24 protein-coding genes are annotated in these 19,752 nt (G+C 62.5%); 10 read left to right on the top strand and 14 right to left on the bottom strand.

Features of this window, described 5'->3' with window-relative positions:
- Positions 1-55: 55 nt before the first annotated feature.
- A complete protein-coding gene (gene dksA, locus G8E03_RS07705; RefSeq protein ID WP_166190369.1) occupies positions 56-481 on the bottom strand; it encodes an RNA polymerase-binding protein DksA in 426 nt (141 codons plus the stop codon).
- A 179-nt stretch (positions 482-660) separates the two neighbouring features.
- On the opposite strand from dksA, the gene G8E03_RS07700 reads away from it, so the two are divergent.
- From G8E03_RS07700 to G8E03_RS07675, 6 genes are all read left to right on the top strand, one after another.
- Positions 661-1,503, top strand: a complete 843-nt coding sequence (locus G8E03_RS07700; RefSeq protein ID WP_166193982.1) for an AAA family ATPase — start codon at positions 661-663, stop codon at positions 1,501-1,503.
- A gap of 374 nt (positions 1,504-1,877) precedes the next feature.
- Complete coding sequence (locus G8E03_RS07695; RefSeq protein ID WP_166190368.1) at positions 1,878-2,075, top strand: CsbD family protein; 198 nt, start codon at positions 1,878-1,880, stop codon at positions 2,073-2,075.
- 113 nt (positions 2,076-2,188) lie between these two features.
- Positions 2,189-3,097, top strand: coding sequence for an AEC family transporter (locus G8E03_RS07690; RefSeq protein WP_166190367.1), 909 nt, complete (start codon positions 2,189-2,191; stop codon positions 3,095-3,097).
- A 78-nt stretch (positions 3,098-3,175) separates the two neighbouring features.
- Complete coding sequence (locus tag G8E03_RS07685; RefSeq protein WP_166190366.1) at positions 3,176-3,352, top strand: hypothetical protein; 177 nt, start codon at positions 3,176-3,178, stop codon at positions 3,350-3,352.
- Positions 3,353-4,537: a vWA domain-containing protein gene (locus tag G8E03_RS07680; protein WP_166190365.1), complete on the top strand. Its 1,185-nt coding sequence runs from the start codon at positions 3,353-3,355 to the stop codon at positions 4,535-4,537.
- Between the two features lie 145 nt (positions 4,538-4,682).
- Entirely contained in the window at positions 4,683-5,378 is a 696-nt protein-coding gene (locus G8E03_RS07675) for a M48 family metalloprotease (protein WP_166190364.1), read from the top strand.
- Here G8E03_RS07675 and G8E03_RS07670 read toward each other — a convergent pair.
- From G8E03_RS07670 to G8E03_RS07615, 12 genes are all read right to left on the bottom strand, one after another.
- Entirely contained in the window at positions 5,368-5,898 is a 531-nt protein-coding gene (locus G8E03_RS07670) for an RSP_2648 family PIN domain-containing protein (protein ID WP_166190363.1), read from the bottom strand. The genes G8E03_RS07675 and G8E03_RS07670 overlap by 11 nt on opposite strands.
- Positions 5,898-7,097, bottom strand: coding sequence for an RSP_2647 family RNA methyltransferase (locus G8E03_RS07665; RefSeq protein WP_166193979.1), 1,200 nt, complete (start codon positions 7,095-7,097; stop codon positions 5,898-5,900). Before G8E03_RS07665 ends, G8E03_RS07670 begins: the two co-directional genes overlap by 1 nt.
- A gap of 96 nt (positions 7,098-7,193) precedes the next feature.
- Positions 7,194-7,340, bottom strand: coding sequence for an RSP_7527 family protein (locus G8E03_RS07660; RefSeq protein ID WP_166190362.1), 147 nt, complete (start codon positions 7,338-7,340; stop codon positions 7,194-7,196).
- A gap of 118 nt (positions 7,341-7,458) precedes the next feature.
- Entirely contained in the window at positions 7,459-8,145 is a 687-nt protein-coding gene (locus tag G8E03_RS07655; protein ID WP_166190361.1) for an ABC transporter permease, read from the bottom strand.
- A gap of 9 nt (positions 8,146-8,154) precedes the next feature.
- A complete protein-coding gene (locus tag G8E03_RS07650; protein WP_166190360.1) occupies positions 8,155-8,844 on the bottom strand; it encodes an ABC transporter permease in 690 nt (229 codons plus the stop codon).
- Positions 8,845-8,909: 65 nt separating this feature from the next.
- Positions 8,910-9,674 carry a transporter substrate-binding domain-containing protein gene (locus G8E03_RS07645; protein WP_166190359.1) on the bottom strand — a complete coding sequence of 255 codons (765 nt, stop codon included), beginning with the start codon at positions 9,672-9,674 and terminating at the stop codon, positions 8,910-8,912.
- 108 nt (positions 9,675-9,782) lie between these two features.
- The gene (locus tag G8E03_RS07640) at positions 9,783-10,364 is read right to left on the bottom strand and encodes a sarcosine oxidase subunit gamma (protein WP_166190358.1); all 582 of its coding nucleotides are present in this window, start codon (positions 10,362-10,364) and stop codon (positions 9,783-9,785) included.
- A complete protein-coding gene (locus G8E03_RS07635; protein WP_166190357.1) occupies positions 10,357-13,380 on the bottom strand; it encodes a sarcosine oxidase subunit alpha family protein in 3,024 nt (1,007 codons plus the stop codon). The genes G8E03_RS07640 and G8E03_RS07635 overlap by 8 nt, the downstream gene beginning before the upstream one ends.
- Positions 13,377-13,700, bottom strand: coding sequence for a sarcosine oxidase subunit delta (locus tag G8E03_RS07630; RefSeq protein ID WP_166190356.1), 324 nt, complete (start codon positions 13,698-13,700; stop codon positions 13,377-13,379). Before G8E03_RS07630 ends, G8E03_RS07635 begins: the two co-directional genes overlap by 4 nt.
- 39 nt (positions 13,701-13,739) lie before the next feature.
- A complete protein-coding gene (locus G8E03_RS07625; protein WP_166190355.1) occupies positions 13,740-13,931 on the bottom strand; it encodes a hypothetical protein in 192 nt (63 codons plus the stop codon).
- Between the two features lie 132 nt (positions 13,932-14,063).
- The gene (locus G8E03_RS07620) at positions 14,064-14,342 is read right to left on the bottom strand and encodes a hypothetical protein (RefSeq protein WP_166190352.1); all 279 of its coding nucleotides are present in this window, start codon (positions 14,340-14,342) and stop codon (positions 14,064-14,066) included.
- An 84-nt stretch (positions 14,343-14,426) separates the two neighbouring features.
- Positions 14,427-15,674, bottom strand: coding sequence for a sarcosine oxidase subunit beta family protein (locus tag G8E03_RS07615; protein WP_166190350.1), 1,248 nt, complete (start codon positions 15,672-15,674; stop codon positions 14,427-14,429).
- Between the two features lie 187 nt (positions 15,675-15,861).
- On the opposite strand from G8E03_RS07615, the gene ccmI reads away from it, so the two are divergent.
- The 4 genes from ccmI to G8E03_RS07595 all read left to right on the top strand — a co-directional run bounded on the left by ccmI (position 15,862) and on the right by G8E03_RS07595 (position 18,478).
- Entirely contained in the window at positions 15,862-17,013 is a 1,152-nt protein-coding gene (gene ccmI / locus G8E03_RS07610; RefSeq protein ID WP_205793033.1) for a c-type cytochrome biogenesis protein CcmI, read from the top strand.
- Positions 17,010-17,492 (top strand): Holliday junction resolvase RuvX, encoded by a 483-nt coding sequence (ruvX, locus tag G8E03_RS07605; RefSeq protein WP_166190345.1) that lies wholly within the window; start codon positions 17,010-17,012, stop codon positions 17,490-17,492. Before ccmI ends, ruvX begins: the two co-directional genes overlap by 4 nt.
- The gene (locus tag G8E03_RS07600) at positions 17,485-17,712 is read left to right on the top strand and encodes a DUF1289 domain-containing protein (protein WP_166190343.1); all 228 of its coding nucleotides are present in this window, start codon (positions 17,485-17,487) and stop codon (positions 17,710-17,712) included. Before ruvX ends, G8E03_RS07600 begins: the two co-directional genes overlap by 8 nt.
- Positions 17,713-17,815: 103 nt before the next feature.
- Entirely contained in the window at positions 17,816-18,478 is a 663-nt protein-coding gene (locus G8E03_RS07595; RefSeq protein ID WP_205793026.1) for a retropepsin-like aspartic protease family protein, read from the top strand.
- A 30-nt stretch (positions 18,479-18,508) separates the two neighbouring features.
- Here the strand turns inward: G8E03_RS07595 and G8E03_RS07590 are convergent, their stop codons facing one another.
- Complete coding sequence (locus G8E03_RS07590; RefSeq protein WP_166190339.1) at positions 18,509-19,747, bottom strand: saccharopine dehydrogenase family protein; 1,239 nt, start codon at positions 19,745-19,747, stop codon at positions 18,509-18,511.
- Positions 19,748-19,752: the final 5 nt, after the last annotated feature.

The following is a 19,752-nucleotide window of genomic DNA, read 5'->3' as shown; positions in this document are numbered from 1 at the left end:
GCAAAAAGGCGGCCCTGTGCGGACCGCCCCCCTCGATCACCCGTCGCGATGCCTCTCAGCGGTCGTCACGATAGACCTTTTCCTTACGCTCGTGACGCTCCTGCGCCTCAAGGCTCAACGTGGCGATGGGGCGCGCGTCCAGCCGTTTCAGGCTGATCGGCTCTCCGGTCACGTCGCAATAGCCGTAGGAGCCATCCTCGATTCGGCGCAGGGCCGAGTCGATCTTGGAGACCAGCTTGCGTTGACGATCACGGGTGCGCAATTCCAGCGCGCGATCGGTTTCCTCGCTCGCGCGGTCCGACACGTCGGGAATGTTTCGGGTACCTTCCTGCATTCCGGTCACCGTGTCCTTGCTGTCGGACAACAACTGAGATTTCCAATCGAGCAGCTTGCGGCGGAAATACTCGACCTGCCGGTCGTTCATGAAGGGTTCGTCCTCGGCCGGTTTGTAGTCCGAATCCAGAACCGTTTCAGCTTTCATCGTTATCACCTTACGTTTTCAACGAAGCGAACGATCATTGCCTTGCAGGGCAATGTACATGCGCCCTATCCCTCTATAGGTCCGGGGCATAAAGCGTAAATCCGCCGATGTCACGCGCGAATTGGACAGGTTTCGTTCTCTCCCACGGAGGTACGAGACACGCACGAAAGGGTATGGAAGTGAAATTCGAAGGTACGAAAGACTACGTTGCCACAGGCGATCTGACGGTCGCGGTGAATGCAGCCATCGCATTGCAGCGCCCGCTGCTGGTCAAGGGTGAGCCGGGCACCGGCAAGACGGAACTGGCGCGTCAGATTGCCGGAGCGCTGGGGTTGCCGATCCTGGAATGGACGGTGAAATCCACGACAAAGGCGCAGCAGGGCCTGTACGAATACGATGCCGTGTCGCGCTTGCGTGACAGCCAGCTGGGCGATTCCCGCGTACAGGACGTCGCGAATTACATCCGCAAGGGGATGCTGTGGCAGGCCTTCGAGGCGGAGGAGCGTGTCGTTCTGCTGATCGACGAGATCGACAAGGCCGACATCGAATTTCCCAACGACTTGTTGCAGGAACTCGACCGGATGGAATTCCACGTCTACGAAACGGGGCAGACAATCCGGGCCAAACATCGCCCCATTGTCATCATCACGTCCAACAACGAGAAGGAACTGCCCGACGCGTTCCTGCGCCGCTGTTTCTTCCACTACATCCAGTTCCCCGAGGCAGACGTCATGGCGCGCATCGTCGATGTGCACTTCCCCGGCATCAAGAAAACCCTGATGCACGAGGCGCTGACGCAGTTCTATGACATTCGCGACACGCCTGGGCTGAAGAAGAAGCCCTCCACCTCCGAAGCGCTGGACTGGCTGAAGCTGCTGCTGGTTGAGGATCTGGACCCTGCCGACCTGAAACGTGACGGTAAGGATGCCCTGCCCAAGTTGCACGGCGCCTTGCTCAAGAACGAGCAGGACGTGCAGTTGTTCGAACGGCTGGCCTTCATGGCCCGGCGCGAGGGCCGATAGGTCCTTCGGGAATCGTAAGGTCGCGCGAGGGCCGATAGGCCCTACGGGAATCGTAAGGTGCCGCGAGGGCAGGTAGCGAGGACTTACGCGGCGTGAAGGACGGATGCTGCCCGTCGGGGCCGACTGGATGAGCACACGACGCCACCTATTGAAAGGTGGCGTCGTGTCCCTCACCTGATCCTCAACGCTGTTTATCCCCGAAAGGCTTGCAGAATGGTCAATCTCGCTCTGCTGCCACGCCGTCTGGTGCTGAGGACAGTCGGTGCCAGCCAGTCGAAAAACTGATCCGAAACCTTGGAACGCTCACGCCCGGTGCACGTTGATATGGTGACGGTTCAAGCCGTTGTGAGTTTAAGTATTTCGGGAGATTTCAGATGAACAACGATATTTTCAAAGGCAACTGGAAACAAGTCAAAGGCAACGCCAAGGCGAAGTGGGGCGAGCTGACTGACGACGATCTGGATCAGGCAGAGGGCAACCGCGAGGTGCTCGAAGGCAAGATTCAGGAGCGTTACGGCAAGTCCAAGGAAGAAGCCAAGCGCGATGTTGACGAATGGGTCAACTCGCTCTGATCGGCCCTTGATCGACCTGATATGATACGCCGTCCCGTTCACGCGGGGCGGCGTTCTGCATTGCAGTCGCGGCCCGGTTCCGCCCATATGATCGGGTAACATACGGACCTGTAATGCTTTCCACCTTCTCCGATCCCATCCTGCCGGTTTTCGTCATTCTGGCCCTCGGCGTTTTGGCCGGTTGGCGCGGATGGTTCGATGTGGACTTTGCCCGCAACCTCAACCGGTTCACCTATTACGTGGCGCAACCCGCGCTGGTGTATTTCGTGGTCGCCCGCGCCCCGTTCGCGGCGTTCGACTACCGTGCCCTCGGTTTGTATCTGGCATCCGAAATCGCGGTCTACGCCCTCGGCTACTGGGTGGTGCGGCGTTATTTCGGACGAACCCGACCCGAAGCGTTGCTGCTGGGCATGACCTGCGCCCTAGTCAATCACCTCTTCTACATCCTGCCAATCGCGGAGCGGATCTATGGCGAGGAAGCCTCCGCCACCGTCGCGGGCATTATCATCGTGGACATCGCATTGTTGTTCTGCGGCACGATCCTGATCCTCGACATCATGAAGGCAGGCAACGCTGCACCGGGCAAGGTGGCGAGGATGACAATAGGCAATCCGGCCTTGCTCGCTATCGTTGCCGGGCTGGGCACCTACGCGCTCGAACCGCTCACCCCGCAGGGCGCGTTTACCTTCGCCGAGTTTGTCGGTCGTGCCGCACCGCCAAGCGCCCTCTTCGCGTTGGGAATAATCGTGGCGGGCACCGATTTCCGCCGCCCCGGCGGTGCCACATGGTCCGTCGTGGCGATCAAGACGTTGGCGCATCCGATCCTGCTGATCAGCATGTTCGCCATGACCGAGGTGGATGTGGACAAGGCGGAAATTGCCCTGCTGGTCGCTGCGGGGCCATGCGGCGCCATGCCCTTCGTCATCGCGCTGCAATACGGGATCAAAACGGATACGATCGCCCGGGCGATCCTGATTTCGACTGGAATCACCCTGTTTACGCTTGCATGGCTGACCGCATGATCGCATCACGTCGCGAGGGAAGCCTTGCACCTCATCGCCGCACGGCCCACCCTGCCCGCTGCAACGAAAGGCACTTTCATGAAGGCACTCATCATCGGCATCGTCGGACTTCTGGTTGGCATCATCCGTGCGAAGCGGCGCAATGGCGGCTTCGGTGACATGATGACGTGGGGAATCGGACATGCCGTAGCCTTTACCATCGCAACGATCGTGGTCCTGATGACCTACGACTTTATCGCTTTTTATGTGCTCTAAATGTTTTTGAAATTTTTCGACAATCTCCGCTCCGCCAAGCTTCCCGTGTCCCTGCGCGAATACCTCACCCTGTTGGAGGCGATGGAACAGGGCGTCGTCATGTACGACGTCGATGCGTTCTACTACCTCGCCCGCGCCGCGCTGGTGAAGGATGAACGCCTGATCGACCGCTTCGATCAGGTCTTCGCCCACTCGTTCAAGGGGATGGAAGCGGTTGATCTGAAAGATATGATCGACCCGCAGGCCCTGCCCGAGGAATGGCTGCGCAAGATGGCCGAAAAGCACCTCACCCCCGAGGAAATGGCCGAGGTCGAGGCCGCCGGCGGGTTCGAGGCCCTGATGGAAAAGCTTCGCAAGCGTCTGGACGAGCAGGAGAAGCGGCATCAGGGCGGGTCGAAATGGATCGGCACCGCTGGCACCTCGCCCTTCGGCGCCTATGGCTACAACCCCGAGGGGGTGCGCATCGGCCAGAAGGAATCGCGCCATCAAAAGGCGACGAAGGTCTGGGACAAGCGTGAATTCCGTGACTTCGACGACACGCGAGAGCTTGGCACGCGCAACATCAAGGTCGCGTTGAAACGTCTGCGCCGCTGGGCACGCGACGGCGCGGCCGAGGAGCTGGACCTGCCCGGCACCATTCGCGCCACCGCGGAACATGGCTATATCGACGTGCAAACCCGGCCGGAGCGTCGCAATGCGGTCAAGGTCCTGTTGTTCCTCGATGTCGGCGGCTCGATGGATCCGCATATCCGCGTGGTGGAGGAACTGTTCTCCGCCGCCCGGACGGAGTTCAAGCATCTGGAACATTTCTACTTCCACAACTGCCTGTACGAAGGCGTGTGGAAGGACAATTCCCGCCGCTGGTCCGAGCAGATCCCGACATACGAAATCCTGCGAACCTATGGCTCGGATTACCGCTGCATCTTTGTCGGCGATGCCAGCATGTCGCCTTACGAGATCGCGCATCCCGGCGGTGCCAGCGAACACTGGAACGCGGAAGCAGGCCATGTCTGGCTGACCCGCGCACGTGAGCAATGGCCCGCGTCGCTGTGGATCAATCCGGTGCCTGAACGCATGTGGGGCTACACCCAGTCCATCCGCATGATTCAGGAGCTGTTCCCCGACCGTATGGTTCCGATGACGCTGGACGGGCTGGAACGCGGTATGCGGGAACTGGTGCGCTGACCGTCCGCTGATGCCGCAGGGTCGATATCGCCTCCTTTGCCCCAGTAGGTTTGGCCCAACTCCGTTTTTACCGCGCTACGCACAGACTGCCGTTTTACCGTCAACCGGTCGTTGCACGGGGCACTGAAACGCCCCACATTGGGATATGGCCCTGATCATTCCCATCCTCATAGCCGTGCTCGGCGGTCTCGTCATGATGCTCGTCTCGACCCGGGTAAGCGCACGGCAGCTGGACGCGCAATCGCGGCCCCTGACCGATCCGAAGCTGCTGCACCTGACGGATCGAATGGCGCGAGAGTTGGGCGTGGGGGAATTGCAGGTCTTCGTCCAGAATATTGCCACGATCAACGGGCTGGCGGCTCCGGACGGACGGGTGTTCATCACCCGAGGTTTCATGGAAAAGTACCGTGCGGGACAGGTCCAGGCCGAGGAAATCGCCTCCGTCATCGCGCACGAACTGGGGCATGTGGCGTTGGGCCATTCGCAACGGCGCATGATCGACTATACCGGGCAGAACGCGATCAGGATGGCGCTCATGCTGATGGTGGGGCGTGTCGTGCCGATTGTCGGCCCCTGGCTGATCGGCATGTTGACGCAACTTCTCGCGGCCCGCCTCAGCCGTCGCGACGAATACGAGGCGGACGCCTATGCCGCTGCCCTGCTTACGAAAATCGGCGTCGGGATCGGGCCGCAACGCAGCCTGTTCCGAAAACTCGACCACCTCGCCGGTGGCACGAACGGCACCCCCGCATGGCTGATGAGCCACCCCAAGGCCGAGGAACGGGTCGCCGCGATCGAGGCTCTGTCGCGCGGTTGGAACACGCGCCCCGTCATGCGCTGAGCGCCTTGCCCAATCGCGGCAGACCGGCACGTTTGAGCAGCGGCCGCAAAGGTTGCTCACGTCCTGAGATTTGCGCGGTGCGTGCCCGGACCACCTCGACGGGGTCTGCCAAAGAACGTTCTGCATGGCAGGCCATCAGAAACGCATCGGGATCAATGGCATAGAGGCCGTGCGGCATCAGCGCCCGCCTGGGAAAGTCCTTGAGGTTGCGGGTGACGATCAGTTCCGCCTGCCCCTCGATCGCGGCGGACAGGACGTGGATATCGTCCGGGTCCGGCAGGCGCAGATCGTCGCGCGGTGGTGCCGGGACGGCGGCATCCCCGCAGCGGTCGTTCAACAGCGCGATCTCGACCCGGGCCTGCCCTCCGACATCCGCGCCGGCACGTTCCGCGGCCCGCGCCCATTCCTCCAGAATCCGCGCGGACCACAGCGCGCGATAGTCGCCCCGCGCCGCCACACCCAACAGGATTTCCCGTTGTATCGTAGGGTACAGCACACAGGCGTCCAGCAGGGCGCGCATTATTCCAGCCGCAGGAACAGCGCCTTGAGATACGCGGTTTCCGCCAGCATCGCATGGGTCGGATGATCCGGTCCCGCGAAGCCCGTGGCGATCAGTTGCGCCACCCGCCCCCCGCGTGAGACGCCGCGCAGCGAGCTGTCGCGGAACTTGGCCAGATCGGCGGCGTGCGAGCAGGAGCACAGCACCAGATAACCCCCGGGCGCGACCAGCGCGGCCCCCATGCGCGCGACCCGTTCATAGGCCCGCAGCCCCTTGTCCACCGTCTGCTTGTTGGGCGCAAAGGCCGGCGGGTCGCAGATGACGAGGTCGAATTTCGCCCCCTCCGACGCCAGCGCGGCCATCGTGTCGAACGCATCGCCGCGACGTGTGGTGAAGCGGTCAGAAGCCCCCATCGCCTTCGCCCCATCCTCCGCCAGGGCCAGCGCAGGCGCGGAGCCATCGACCGCCAGTGCGGATGCCGCACCATTCGCCAGCGCCGCCAGCGCGAAGCCGCCGACATGGCTGAAAACGTCAAGCACCGCCCCGCCCTTCGCCAAGCCAGCCGCGAAGGCATGGTTCGCACGTTGATCGTAGAACAGCCCGGTTTTCTGTCCGCCCAGCAAATCGGCCATATAGGTCGCGCCGTTCATCTGCACGGGGATCGCAGCGTCGAGGGTGCCGGTGGTGACAGCGCTTTCCTCATCCAGACCGTCGAGCTTGCGCGCGCGGCCCGTCGCGTTTTTGACCACGGTGGACACACCTGTCACTGTGATCAGCGCGGTTTCGAGCTCGGCATACATCGCCTCCGCCCAGGCGGCGTTCGGCTGGATCACGGCAGCATCACCGAACCGATCGATAATGACACCGGGCAGGCCGTCGGCCTCCGCGTGGATCAGACGGTAGAACGGCGCGTCATACAGACGTTCGCGATGCGCATGGGCGAAGCGTATCTTGCGCTCCAGCCAGGCGGCGTCGATCACGGCCTCTGGATCGCGGTCCATCAGACGCGCGGGGATGCGGCTGTCGGAATTGACGGTCACGGTTCCGATGGGTGAACGCTCCGCGTCCTCCAACGTGGCAATCGTGCCCGGCTCCAGCGATTTTGACCGGCGATCGAGCACCAGTTCGTCGGCATAAACCCAAGGAAAGCCGAAACGGACGGTACGCGCACGGTTCGGACGCAGGCGCACCACGGGGCGGGAAATGTTCTGATCTGTCATGCGCATTCGCTATCCGGTTCGATGCGCCAAGGGAAGGGCGCAAAAGAAAGGGCCATCCCCGGCGGGATGACCCTGTCGCATCGGCAAGTTGCCGGATCAGACGTGGTGCACAACACCAGCATAGGCGTGGCGGACCCAGTTCACAGCGCTGCTGAACGCGCTGCGCATCGCCTCTGCGCGCATCTTGTTCGCGCGTTCGAGATAGGCGTTGATCTCGGCTTGGGTAAGGTTCTGATCGCTCATGACTTCATCCTTCGTGCTATGGCGTGCTGTCTTGCCCGCCGTCGAGGATGTAGTTAGGTCAGCATCGCTGCTCTTTCAGCAGCCAACACGGCCCATGCGCCATGCGCAGGATGCATGGCTAACGCATTCGCAGATGCTTGAGGAACTTGCCCTCCAATGCGCGGAAAATCAGCACGATCAGAAGCGTCAGCAGACCGTAGAGGACAGCAGCAGTCAGAAACCCCTCATCAGAGACATAGTAGCGGCCGTTGAACTCCCGCGCTGCGCCCAGAATATCCGTGATGGTGATCACACTGACGATGGCCGAACCGTGCATCATGAAGACGACCTCGTTGCCATATTGCGGGATTGCACGGCGCAGGGCCGAGGGGACGACGATCAGGGCATAGACCTGCCAGGTCCGCAGACCCAGCGCCTTGGCAGCCTCGATCTGTCCCTTCGGCGTTCGCTCGATCGCGCCGCGAATGATCTCCGTCGCGTAGGCGCCGGAATTGAGGGAGAAGGCGATCAGGGCGCACCACCATGGTTCTCGCAGATAACTCCACGCAAAACTGTCGCGAATGAAGTCGAACTGCGACAGGCCGTAATAGAAGACGTAGAGTTGCACGAGCAACGGCGTGCCACGGATCGCGTAGACATAACCGGCGATCAGCGGGCTGGCCACGGGCGTTCTGCGCGACCGCAGGATCGCGAAGGGCAGCGCGATACAGAACCCGATCGCGACCGACAGCGCGGTCAGTTGCACGGTGGTCCACACCCCCTCCGCGAACAGGGGCCAACGCTCGATCAGCAGGTCGTAGCGCATGATGCCCCCCTACCGCGTGGCGGTGAAGCCGCGGTCGAACCGCTGCTCCATCCGGTTGAAGATCAGTTGGCTGACCCAGGTAATCAGCAGGTAGCCCAGAAACGCCGCCATCAGGAACCAGAAAAACTCCCGCGTGGACCGGCCCGCATCGACCGCGACGCCGACCAGATCGCTCAACCCGATGATCGACACGACGGCGGTGGATTTCGTCAGCACCATCCAGACATTCATGGTTCCGGGCAGCGCCTGCCGCACGATCTGCGGTAACGTGACCAGCCGCAGGCGCTGCATCGGTTTCAGGCCAAGCGCGGTCGCGGCCTCCCCCTGTCCGACATCCACGGCCAGCGCGGCCCCGCGAAAAGTTTCGGTCAGGTAGGCGCCGTATAACAGCCCGATGGTGACCGTGCCCGAAACGAAGGGACTGACATCGACCCTCTCCCACCCCGCGGCGTTGGTCACGAGGTTCATCAGCGCCTGCATCTTGAAATAGAAAATCAGGATCATGACCAGATCCGGCACCCCGCGCACGACGGTGGTATAGGCCAGAACCAGCCAGCGAACCGCCCGCCATTTCGACAGTTGCCCCCACGCGCCAAGGCTGCCCATCACACAGGCGAGCACAAAGGCAAGCAGCGCCATGGACACGGTGATACCGAAGCCCCGCAACAGCAGCGGGAAATATGCGACGAGTTGATCCATCAGCCCCGTTCAAAAAAAGGCCGGCGACGAATGTCGCCAGCCTCTCGTTTCAGATAGGAGCGGGATCAGTTTCCGCCGCCGTAAACGTCGAAGTCGAAATACTGTGACGCGATCTGCTCGTACTCACCGCTCTCACGAATGGCCGCGATGGCCGCGCTGAAATCGTCACGCAGTTCGGTATCGGACTGACGCACACCGACGCCGACGCCTTCACCGTGATATTCGGGGATGGAGTACCCCTCACCGAAGAAGGCATATCCTTCGCCGTCCTCTGTCTGAAGAAAACCCTCATCCATGGTGACGCTGTCCGCCATGATCGCATCGATCCGACCCGAGGCCAGATCGAGATAGGTATCATCTTGCGAAGCATAGAGGCGCAGTTCGACCTCGGGGTATTCACCCACCATGAAGTTCTGGTGGATCGTGCCGCGCTGAACGCCGACCACGGCATCTGCCAGCGTCTCGGGGCTGTCATCGGCAAAGGCGCCTTCCTCGGCGAGGAAGATTGCAGGCGTGCTGTAGTACTTCTCGGAAAAGTCGATGACCTGCTTGCGTTCCTCGGTGATGGACATCGAGGCGATGATGGCGTCGCACTTATCCTCCTGAAGCGCGGGAATGATGCCGTCCCAGTCGGTCTTGACCATCGTGCAGGATGCGCCCATTTCCGCGCACAAGGCATTGGCGATGTCGATGTCGAACCCGGTGACGGAGCCGTCGGCCTCGGTCTGCGAGAACGGAGGATACGCACCTTCGACGCAGATATCGAGGTCCTGCGCCGTTGCGGCGCCTGCGGTCATCGTGGCCAGCGCCACGGCAATGATCTTTTTCATTTTTTCAGGTCCCTGTTCGTGAATTTACTGCCGTCAAACATCATCCAACCACCCCGACCCGTCAAGGCGAAGCCACGTGCCCTGACGTAAAGCATCCCGGCCAAAAACTCAGGTCAGGGGTTTCGCATGATACGCGACACTTGCGCCATATGCGGCGGCAACACTCAACCAGTCGAACACAAATTCGGCGACGGAGCGGAAGCAGACCAGTTCGGCGCTATCCTGCCCGGTCAGCCAGAACGCAACCGCGACCTGTCCCAGACGGGTGCGGCGAATGCTGCCCGGCTCGAACTTTCCGGGGGCCAGATCCACAGGGGCACCCTTGGCCAGCACATCACGCACGCTGGCCCCATGCAGGCGGATCACGGCGCGGGCGTCGGACAACACCGTCACCATGTTGCGGGCGTCGCCCAGTGCCGCAGTCAAACGGTCGGCCATTACGTTGGCCTGAGCATGGCCGCAAAACAGCATCAGGTCATCAGGGCTCATCCAGGCTAGGCCACCCGTCGCATCCCCGCGCATTTCGCGCTGGTCAGGCACGTCGTACCCGGTCACATCGCGAATGGCGCTGCGAAAACCGGAATCGGACTGGTCACCACGGATCGAGATCATGCCGATCAGTCCCGCATCCGTCACGGTCACGTCGCCAGCGAAATGCGCGCCTTGCAGCGCGGTTCTGGGATCAGACATCCTGACGCTCCCCCGCCTTGTCGTAGAAAACCGGATCGACGATTGTCGCACGGATCACGGTCTGGCTGTCCACAGGGAACTCCAGCACCTCCCCCATCCGGTTCGCCCCCCCTTCGATCAACGCCATGGCGATGGAGCGGTCCAGCGTTGGGCTGTAATAGCTCGAGGTAACATGTCCGATGGTTTTCGGACCGCCATATTCGTTGGTCCCGGCCACCGCATGGGCCCCGTCGGGCAGCACGGTTGCCGGATTCTCGGTAGCGAGGCCGACCAGTTGCTTGCGATCCGGGCGGGTCAGATCGGGGCGTTCTAGGGCCCGCTTGCCGATGAAATCCTGCTTTTTCTTCGAGACGGCCCAGCCAAGCGCCAAATCATGCGGGGTGACGGTTCCGTCCGTCTCATCCCCGATCATGATGAAGCCCTTCTCGGCCCGCATGACGTGCAACGCCTCGGTGCCGTAGGGCATCACGCCCAGCGGCGCGCCGTGCTGCATCAGCAAGTCCCAGAGCGCACGACCATAGCAGGCCGGAACCGCGACCTCGTAACTCAACTCGCCCGAGAACGAGATGCGGAACACGCGGGCGGGAATACCGGCCAGATCGCCCTCGGCCATGCCCATGAAGCTCAACCCCTCCCGGCTCAGATCCATCCCGCCAAGACTTTCCAGAAGCTGCCGCGCCTTGGGGCCGACTACTGCGATCTGCGCGTATTGTTCGGTGACATTCGCGGTATAGACGTCCAGAGCCCACCACTCGGTCTGCAACCATTCCTCCATCCAGGCGTGAACACGGTCGGACCCGCCGGAGGTCGTGTGGCACAGGAATTTGTCCTCGGCCAACCGGACCACGACGCCGTCGTCGAACAGGAATCCGTTCTCGGTGCACATCAGGCCATAGCGACAGCGCCCCGGCTTCAGGCTGGACATCATATTGGTGTAGATCAGGTCGAGGAACTTGCCCGCGTCCGGTCCCTGCACGACGATCTTGCCCAGGGTCGAGGCATCCAGCACGCCGACATTTCCGCGCGTGTTGCGGATTTCGCGGTGGACCGCCTCATGCTGCGCCTCACCGTCGCGCAGATAGGTATAGGGGCGGCGCCAGTCTGCCACAGGTTCCCACACCGCGCCGTTCGCATCGTGCCAGTCATCCATCGGGGACTTGCGCAGGGGCTTGAACAGCGGGCCGCGCGCGGCACCGGCGATCGACCCCATCGAGATCGGCGTATAGGGCGGACGGAACGTCGTCGTGCCGACCTGCGGGATGGTCGTGCCCAGACTGTCGGCCAGCACGGCGAGGCCGTTGATGTTGCTCAACTTTCCTTGATCGGTCGCCATACCCAGCGTCGTGTAGCGTTTCGCGTGCTCGACGCTTTCGAACCCCTCCCGCGCTGCGAGCTGCACGTCGGAGACCTTCACATCGTTCTGAAAGTCGAGAAACGCCTTGGATCGCAGCTTGTAGGATGCGCCGGCGGGCATCATCCACACGGGTTGCAACGGCTCCTCTGCTTCTGCATTTGCCGTCGGCACGGCGGTGTCCGAAGGGGTAAAGCCAAGCTCCCGCGCTGCGCGCCGTCCTGCGGCGACCGCATCGGGCATGGTATCGGCGGCGTGCAGAGCACCTGACGCCGCGCCTGCCGTCAGGACAAATCCCGCACCGTCATGCCCCGTGGGCGGACGGTCGGGATCGGGGCGGAAATGCGATTGATCCGTGTCCCAGACCAGCTTTCCACCGCAATGGGACCACAGATGCACCACTGGCGACCAGCCGCCCGACATGGCGACCGCATCGCAGGGTATGGTTTCCAAAACCGTGCCCTCGCCTGCCTGCGAACAGATCTCCACCGCCTCGACCTTCTTGCCGCCCTTTACGGTGGCGATGCCCTTTCCCAACTCCACCCGAATGCCCAGGTCGCGGGCCTGCCTCGGCAGGGGTCCGATCGCGGCATCGCGGGTGTCCAGTATGACCGGCACCTCAAGGCCCGCCCGTTTCAAAGCGATAGCTGTTCGATAGGCATCGTCGTTGTTCGTGACGATCACCGTGCGATCACCCGCCGTCACACCGTAAAGCGCGACGTAATCGCGCAGCGCAGCCGCCAGCATCACACCGGGCACGTCGTTGCCAGCAAAGGCCAGCGGACGCTCGATCGCCCCGGTGGCGGTAACGATCCGATCCGCACGGATGCGCCAGAGGCGATGGCGTGGTCTCTCGTCACTGGGCATGTGGTCGGACATGTGGTCAGTCAGCCGCTCATACCCGGTGACGTAGCCGTGATCGTAGACGCCCGCCCCCATCAGGCGGGTGCGGATTTCGACATTGGGCAGGGCCTGCAATTCAACGATAGTCCGGCTGAGCCATGCATCCGATGTCTCTTCGTCGATCTCGACCTCGTCGCTCAGCAATCGTCCGCCCAGATGCGGGGTCTGCTCCACCAGCAGGACACGTGCGCCAGCGCGTCCGGCCTCCAGCGCGGCTTGCAGACCAGCCATGCCGGCTCCAATGACCAGCACATCGGCATAGGCGTAGAAATGCTCGTAACGGTCTGCGTCAGCCTCGGTCGGGGCCTTGCCCAGACCCGCAGCCTTTCGGATTACCGGCTCAAAGACGTGTTTCCATGCGGCGCGAGGTGCCATGAAGGTCTTGTAGTAGAACCCGGCGGGAAAGAACCGCGAGAGGGCGGCATTCACCACACCCACGTCAATGCTCAGGCTGGGCCAGTGGTTCTGGCTCTCGGCCTGCAACCCGTCATGCAATTCCGCCGTGGTGGCCCGCTGGTTCGGCTCGAATGTCGGACCCTGCCCCAGCCCCATCAGGGCGTTCGGCTCCTCGCTTCCTGCACCGACAACGCCGCGGGGGCGGTGATACTTGAACGATCGGCCCATCAGGGTCTGACCGCTCCCAAGCAGCGCGGAGGCCAGCGTATCGTCGGAAAACCCCGACAGCCTGCTGCCGTTGAAGGTGAAGGATACCTTGCGGGTGCGGTCGATCAGACGCCCGCCGGACTTGATGCGCGTGCTCATGTTTCGGGCCGCCAATCGGTCCTGCGCGACTGTATCGCGTCTATGATATGTTCGGGAATGACTGCGGTTTGGGCCGTATAGGTGCCGAACACCTCAAGCGTAAGGGTGCACCGGGCAGCGTGGAACCACTTGCCGCAGCCGTACTGGTGGTGCCAACGCTCGAAATGCACCCCGCGCGGATTGCGGCGCTGGAACAGATAATCGCGGAAGGCCTCGTCTGTCGCGCCGGGTCCGGAGCGGGTCAGGTGCGCCTCGCCACCGGGGTGAAACTCCGTCTCCTCCCCCGTGACGCCGCAATATGGACAGGTCAGTCTCAGCATGTGGGCCTCCCGCCGGTGAGGCGGAGAGGCCTCGATAGCTTACTGGGTTTCTTCGACGGTCGGTGGTTCGACGTCGATGGCCCGTTCGTCGTCGAACAGAACCATGTAGATGATGAGGATGGCCAGCAGGCACGCCGCGCCACCTGCAAATATCGCGAGCCAGCGTCCCGCAGGATCGCGGCCGGTCTGGGCCATCTTTTCGCTCGGATGATCGTCTTTGTGATCGGACATGCTGTATCCTCTGCTCGTTTTGCGAATATTACAAAACGAACGCATGAGGTCGTGATACGGTTCACGCAGATCGACGCAATATCGCAAAACGCCGTGAAGATGCCTATTGCGGACGGCAGAGGCGGACGTGGATTACTGCCCCTCGACCGTTGCCTCTCCATCTGTCGGAACGCCGGTATTTTCCTCAAGTCCGGGAGCGGCCTCAGCCTCCGGTCGCGCGTCCTGACTGTCGGTGCCGATCTGCCCGGTTTCAACGGCGGGATCAACGGCAGTATCGGGCGCGTCGCCGCTGAACATGAACAGCGCGATAACCGCGACCGCCACGACCAGACCGCCGAGGATGAACCATTGCGCCCCGCTGCCGCGCTTCTGTTGCGGTGCGGGTGGGGGTGTATTCGGATCGTGAGCCATTTTGCAGCCTCCATCAGGATAACACTCCTGATGAAACGCCGCTGCGCCCGCTGCGTTCCGAAACCATACCGACGGACCGGGGCATCAGTGCGCCACCGCGGCTGCGACACTCTCGTCGATCATGCGCCCTTGGGTGAAACGATCCAGCGAAAATGGCGCGGCCAAGGCGCGCGGAGCACCGTCGGCCAACATTTCTGCCGTGGCCCAGCCCGAGCCGGGGATCGCCTTGAACCCGCCGGTTCCCCAACCGCAGTTGATGAAGATGCCGGGCACCGGCGTCGTGCCGATGATGGGGGATCGATCGCCGGTCATATCGACGATACCGCCCCAGTGGCGCAACATCTTGAGCCGGGAAATCATCGGGAAGGTTTCGATCAGGGCGCGAACCGTTTCCTCCAGATGATGAAAGGAGCCGCGCTGGGTGTAGTTGTTGAACCCGTCCGCGCCGCCGCCGATCACCATTTCGCCCTTGTCCGACTGGCTCATATAACCGTGCACGGTATTGGCCATGACCACGCAATCCATCACCGGCTTGATCGGTTCGGAGACGAGCGCCTGCAGGGCCACACTCTCTACCGGCAGGCGGAACCCGGCCATGTCGGCCAGCACACCGGAATTGCCGGCGACGACGATGCACAGCTTTCTCGTGCGGATCGCGCCCTCGCTCGTCTGGATGCCGGTGACGCCGTTTGCATCGCGATCAACGCCCGTCACTTCGCATTGCTGGATGATGTCCACACCTAGCGCACTGGCCGCGCGGGCATAGCCCCAGGCCACCGCATCGTGCCGCGCGGTTCCGCCGCGCGCCTGATACAGGCCGCCCAGGATCGGATAGCGCGGGCCACCCGTCTCGATGATCGGGACGATCTGCTTGATCTGCTCGGGTGTGACCATCTCACTGTCGATGCCGGCGATGCGGTTGGCGTGGGCCGTGCGTTTCCAAGCACGCAATTCATGTTCCGTCTGGGCCAGCATCAGCGTGCCACGGGGTGAGAACATCACGTTGTAGTTAATCCGCTGGCTGAGATCCTCGTACAGGCTGCGCGACTTTTCGAAGATCGCCATCGAGGACGGTTGCAGATAGTTCGAGCGGATGATCGTCGTGTTACGTCCGGTATTTCCCCCGCCCAGCCAGCCCTTTTCGACAACTGCGACATTGGTGATGCCGTGATTTTTCGCCAAATAGTAAGCTGTGGCCAGACCATGACCACCCGCGCCAACGATCACGACGTCGTATTCCGCCCTTGGTGGGGGTGAGCGCCAGGCACGCTCCCACCCGGTGTGATGGCGCAACGCCTCACGCGCGATGGCGAATGCGGAATAGCGTTTCATCGACCTCTCCTCCAGGGGGCACGGTGTGGACCCTTACCAGCGTGATGCCAAATCGACCTGCGCGACAACATCTAAAATACGTCTTATCACGGTCCGTTCACGACGCAGCACCGTGTCGCATTCGCGCATTGCGATGCGGGGCGGCGCACTTTACCTGTGTGCCAATGCAATTCGAGGTTCTGGAATGATGTTCTGGCTGATCTGCGGCGCGACCGCGCTGATCGTGACGGGCGTGCTGGTGTTGCCGCTGCTGCGGCGCGACGGTGCGACCACGGGACGTGAGGCGGACCTGTCCGTGTATCGCGATCAGCTGGCCACGCTCGACGCGGAGGTTGCGCGCGGGGCCGTTGCGCAGGAGGAAGCCGATGCGACCCGGATCGAGCTGTCCCGGCGCCTGATCGTCGCAGGTGCGCAGATCGAACGACGGGGGGCGATGGTTCCGGTCACCCTCAACCGCTGGGCGATCGGCGCGACGATGCTGACCGTTCTGCTGCTGGGAACGGGCGCTTATGTTTTGCTTGGTTCCCCCGGGCAGCCTGACGCGCCGCTCGCCCAACGTATTGTTGCAGCCGAGGCCATGCGTGAGGCGACGCAACGCCCGCCTCAGTCCTTCGTCGAAGCCTTGCACGCCGCGCAATCCCCTGCACCGGAGCTGTCGGAACGGGACGCCGATCTGATTGCGCAGCTGGCTGCGGTGGTCGCCGCGCGCCCGACCGATCTGGAGGGGCGCCGCCTGCTCGCCCGAAGCTATATGCAACTGGGCAAATATCTGGAGGGAAAGACAATTCAGGCGGAGGTCGTCGCACTGGCAGGTGAAACCGCATCCGCCGACGATCTGGCCGCCCTTGCGGAATTCATGATCGTCGCGGCCGGGGGCTATGTCTCACCCGAGGCAGAGGCCGTGCTGGAGCGCGCCCTGAGCGTCGCACCGGATGATCCTTGGGCGCGCTATTATCTGGGCCGCGCGCGGGCGCAGACCGGCGATATTGATGCGGCACGCTCGATTCTGGCGGAACTGGCCGGGGACGACGCCACGCCTGCGTATCTGCGGGACGCCGCGCGCAATGACCTGACGATGTTCACCGGACCTGATGCGCAGGACATCGACGCGGCGGCGCAACTGGATGCCGAGGCTCAGCGTGAAATGGTCGAAGGCATGGTCGGCGGTCTGGCCCAACGGCTGAATACGGAGGGTGGCACCCCCGCGGAATGGGCGCGGCTGATCCGCTCCTATGACGTGCTGGGACAGGATGCCGATGCCGACGCCGCCCATGCGAAGGCCCGAGCCATCTTCGCGCAGGACCCCGCCGCCCTGACAGTTCTGGGTGATCGCGAATGAGCGTCGTCGAACCTGCCGAGGCGCTCGCCCCCATGCTGCCCCGCTTCGGTGCGTTGCTGGGGCTGGACCTGGGAACCAAGACGATCGGCGTCGCATTGTCGGATCAGTTACGTACGGTTGCCTCGCCGCAGCTGACGATACGGCGCACGAAATTCGGCAAGGACGCGCAGACCTTGATCGAGTTCATCGCGGCACGCGAAGCCGTCGCCATCGTTCTGGGCCTGCCGCGCAACATGGATGGCTCCGAGGGGCCACGGGCGCAATCCACCCGCGCCTTCGCCCGCAACCTCGCAGCACTGACGCCGCTGCCCATCGCGTTCTGGGACGAGCGCCTGTCCACGGTGGCCGCCGAACGCGCGCTGATCGAGGCGGACACCTCACGCGCCAAACGGGCGGAGCGGATCGACAACATCGCGGCATCCTACATCTTACAGGGCTTCCTCGATCGCCTGCGTCATCTGGAGCGATCGCATGGATGAAATCTGGAAACGGGACGAAATCGAAAGCCCCTGCATCAAACTGTGCATCATCGACCCGGCCACGCGCCAATGCACTGGATGCCACAGAACCATTGATGAGATCGGCGGCTGGTCGCGCATGAAACCATCCGAACGCACCGAAATCATGGCGCAATTGCCTGACCGGGCAGAAGCGGCAAAACCGAAGCGAAGAGGTGGGCGCGCCGGCAGAACCCGTTGATGCGCGCATTTTTCGACAATAAAACTTTGAATTCGCGGGCGAGCACCCGACAATAGGCCCTGCGATTCGCAATCCTGAGTGTGGCGTACCTATGTTCTGGCCAATGACCCTGATCTTTGCCCTGCTTTTCAGTGCGCTGGTATTGACCGGTACGCTCGACGAATTTTCGCCCGTGGCGCAATTCGTACTCGCGCTGAGCGTCTGCACCTCGGTCGCGTGCATGGCAATCACACGCAGTTACATGCGCAGCGGCAAGTTTCAGATCCTGCCCGTTGTCTGGGCGATCAGCGCCATTGTGATTGTCGGGGCGTACAGCTTCAAGGATCAGGGGCATCTACTGGCGCTGTCCATGCTGGAACAGCCCGTCGCCGAACCGGCCGATCCGCCGCGCCTGAACCCGGAGGTCATGCTGATGCGGGCATGGGACGGGCATTTTCGTGCCGTCGCGGATGTAAACGACGTGCCGGTCGGATTGCTGATCGACACCGGGGCCTCCCTCGTCCTGCTGCGCCATGACGATGCGCGGCGGATCGGAATGCGGGATTACGAACTGGATTACACGATGGCTGTGACCACCGCGAACGGGCGTTCCTTCGTGGCACCCGTCACGTTTGAGGAGATCAGGATCGGCGGCGTGGTCGTGCGTGAGGTTGAGGGGGCCGTGGCCCGCCCGGATCAGCTTCATTCCAGCCTGCTGGGCATGTCCTTCATCGAACGGTTGACCGAAGCCTCCATCCGCAGCGACAGGATCATCCTGCGGAACTGACCCCCGCAGCGGCAGGGGCCAGACGGTGGCTCAGGCGTTCCAGGCGCGGTCGCCGTCGGCATCCCTGACGCGGGTTGGCAGGCCGATCCGGTCCAGAATGGTAAAGAACGGTTTGGGGTCCAGCTCCTCGACGTTGCGCATGGTCTTCGCGTCCCATTCCCCGCTGGCCACCAGCATCGCGGCCGCGACCGGCGGCACGCCGGCGGTGTAGGAAATGCCCTGCGATCCGACCTCCGCATAGGCGACCTCGTGATCGGCGACATTGTAGACGAAGACCTCGACCTCCTCACCGTTGCGGGTGCCCTTCACCAGATCTCCGATGCAGGTCTTGCCGGTATAATCCGGCGCGAGGGAGGAGGGATCGGGCAGGCAGGCCTTAACCACCTTCAGCGGCACGACCTCCCCCCCATCAGCCAGCTTTACCGGCTGCTCGGACAGCAGGCCGAGATTTTGCAGCACAGTAAAGACATTGATGTAATGCTCACCGAAGCCCATCCAGAACCGAACGTCGGCCTGCGGATAGTTTGCCGACAGCGAATGCACCTCATCATGGCCGGACATGTAGGCCCGCTGTGTGCCGACGACGGGCAGATCCCAGTCACGGCCCACCTCGAACATCGCGTTTTCCTGCCACGCCCCGTTCTGCCATGAATAGACCGTGCCGGTGAATTCGCGGAAATTGATCTCGGGGTCGAAATTGGTGGCGAAGTACTTGCCATGCGAGCCTGCGTTGATGTCCACGATGTCGATGCTCGTGACCTCGTCCATGAACTCGTCGATGGCAAAGCGGGCGAAAGCGTTCACAACGCCCGGATCGAAGCCAGCGCCCAGGATCGCCGTCACGCCCTTTTGTGCGCACAGATCACGCTTTTTCCACTCATAGTTCGCGTACCACGGCGGAGTTTCGCAGATCTTGTCCTGTTCCTCGTGAATCGCGGTGTCGATATAGGCGACGCCGGTTTCGATGCAGGCATCCAGAACGGTCATGTTGACGAAGGCGGAGCCGACATTGATGACGATCTGGACATTCGTCTCGCGGATCAGGGCGGCCACGGCGGGGGTGTCCATCGCATCGACCTCGTGCGCGGCCAGCGTGCCGGGTACCTTCATCGCGTCCTTCGCATGAACGCTCTCGATGATAGCCTCGCATTTGGAGAATGTGCGACTGGCGATATGAATATCTCCCAGCACGTCGTTGTTCTGCGCGCATTTGTGCGCAACCACCTGGGCGACGCCGCCGGCCCCGATAATCAAAACGTTCTTTTTCACTGCAT

This window comes from Pontivivens nitratireducens (assembly GCF_011290545.1).
Lineage (GTDB): Bacteria > Pseudomonadota > Alphaproteobacteria > Rhodobacterales > Rhodobacteraceae > Pontivivens > Pontivivens nitratireducens.
This window is presented reverse-complemented; position numbering and strand designations above follow the sequence as displayed.

Coding starts and splice junctions, on each gene's coding strand:
- dksA (WP_166190369.1), bottom strand. CDS start 481: ATGAAAGCTGAAACGGTTCTGGATTCGGACTACAAACCGGCCGAGGAC.
- G8E03_RS07595 (WP_205793026.1), top strand. CDS start 17,816: ATGACCCTGATCTTTGCCCTGCTTTTCAGTGCGCTGGTATTGACCGGT.
- G8E03_RS07650 (WP_166190360.1), bottom strand. CDS start 8,844: ATGGATCAACTCGTCGCATATTTCCCGCTGCTGTTGCGGGGCTTCGGT.
- G8E03_RS07695 (WP_166190368.1), top strand. CDS start 1,878: ATGAACAACGATATTTTCAAAGGCAACTGGAAACAAGTCAAAGGCAAC.
- G8E03_RS07630 (WP_166190356.1), bottom strand. CDS start 13,700: ATGCTGAGACTGACCTGTCCATATTGCGGCGTCACGGGGGAGGAGACG.
- G8E03_RS07620 (WP_166190352.1), bottom strand. CDS start 14,342: ATGGCTCACGATCCGAATACACCCCCACCCGCACCGCAACAGAAGCGC.
- G8E03_RS07660 (WP_166190362.1), bottom strand. CDS start 7,340: ATGAGCGATCAGAACCTTACCCAAGCCGAGATCAACGCCTATCTCGAA.
- G8E03_RS07680 (WP_166190365.1), top strand. CDS start 3,353: ATGTTTTTGAAATTTTTCGACAATCTCCGCTCCGCCAAGCTTCCCGTG.
- G8E03_RS07600 (WP_166190343.1), top strand. CDS start 17,485: ATGGATGAAATCTGGAAACGGGACGAAATCGAAAGCCCCTGCATCAAA.
- G8E03_RS07645 (WP_166190359.1), bottom strand. CDS start 9,674: ATGAAAAAGATCATTGCCGTGGCGCTGGCCACGATGACCGCAGGCGCC.
- G8E03_RS07655 (WP_166190361.1), bottom strand. CDS start 8,145: ATGCGCTACGACCTGCTGATCGAGCGTTGGCCCCTGTTCGCGGAGGGG.
- G8E03_RS07615 (WP_166190350.1), bottom strand. CDS start 15,674: ATGAAACGCTATTCCGCATTCGCCATCGCGCGTGAGGCGTTGCGCCAT.
- G8E03_RS07670 (WP_166190363.1), bottom strand. CDS start 5,898: ATGCGCGCCCTGCTGGACGCCTGTGTGCTGTACCCTACGATACAACGG.
- ruvX (WP_166190345.1), top strand. CDS start 17,010: ATGAGCGTCGTCGAACCTGCCGAGGCGCTCGCCCCCATGCTGCCCCGC.
- ccmI (WP_205793033.1), top strand. CDS start 15,862: ATGTTCTGGCTGATCTGCGGCGCGACCGCGCTGATCGTGACGGGCGTG.
- G8E03_RS07625 (WP_166190355.1), bottom strand. CDS start 13,931: ATGTCCGATCACAAAGACGATCATCCGAGCGAAAAGATGGCCCAGACC.
- G8E03_RS07685 (WP_166190366.1), top strand. CDS start 3,176: ATGAAGGCACTCATCATCGGCATCGTCGGACTTCTGGTTGGCATCATC.
- G8E03_RS07675 (WP_166190364.1), top strand. CDS start 4,683: ATGGCCCTGATCATTCCCATCCTCATAGCCGTGCTCGGCGGTCTCGTC.
- G8E03_RS07665 (WP_166193979.1), bottom strand. CDS start 7,097: ATGACAGATCAGAACATTTCCCGCCCCGTGGTGCGCCTGCGTCCGAAC.
- G8E03_RS07640 (WP_166190358.1), bottom strand. CDS start 10,364: ATGTCTGATCCCAGAACCGCGCTGCAAGGCGCGCATTTCGCTGGCGAC.
- G8E03_RS07635 (WP_166190357.1), bottom strand. CDS start 13,380: ATGAGCACGCGCATCAAGTCCGGCGGGCGTCTGATCGACCGCACCCGC.
- G8E03_RS07690 (WP_166190367.1), top strand. CDS start 2,189: ATGCTTTCCACCTTCTCCGATCCCATCCTGCCGGTTTTCGTCATTCTG.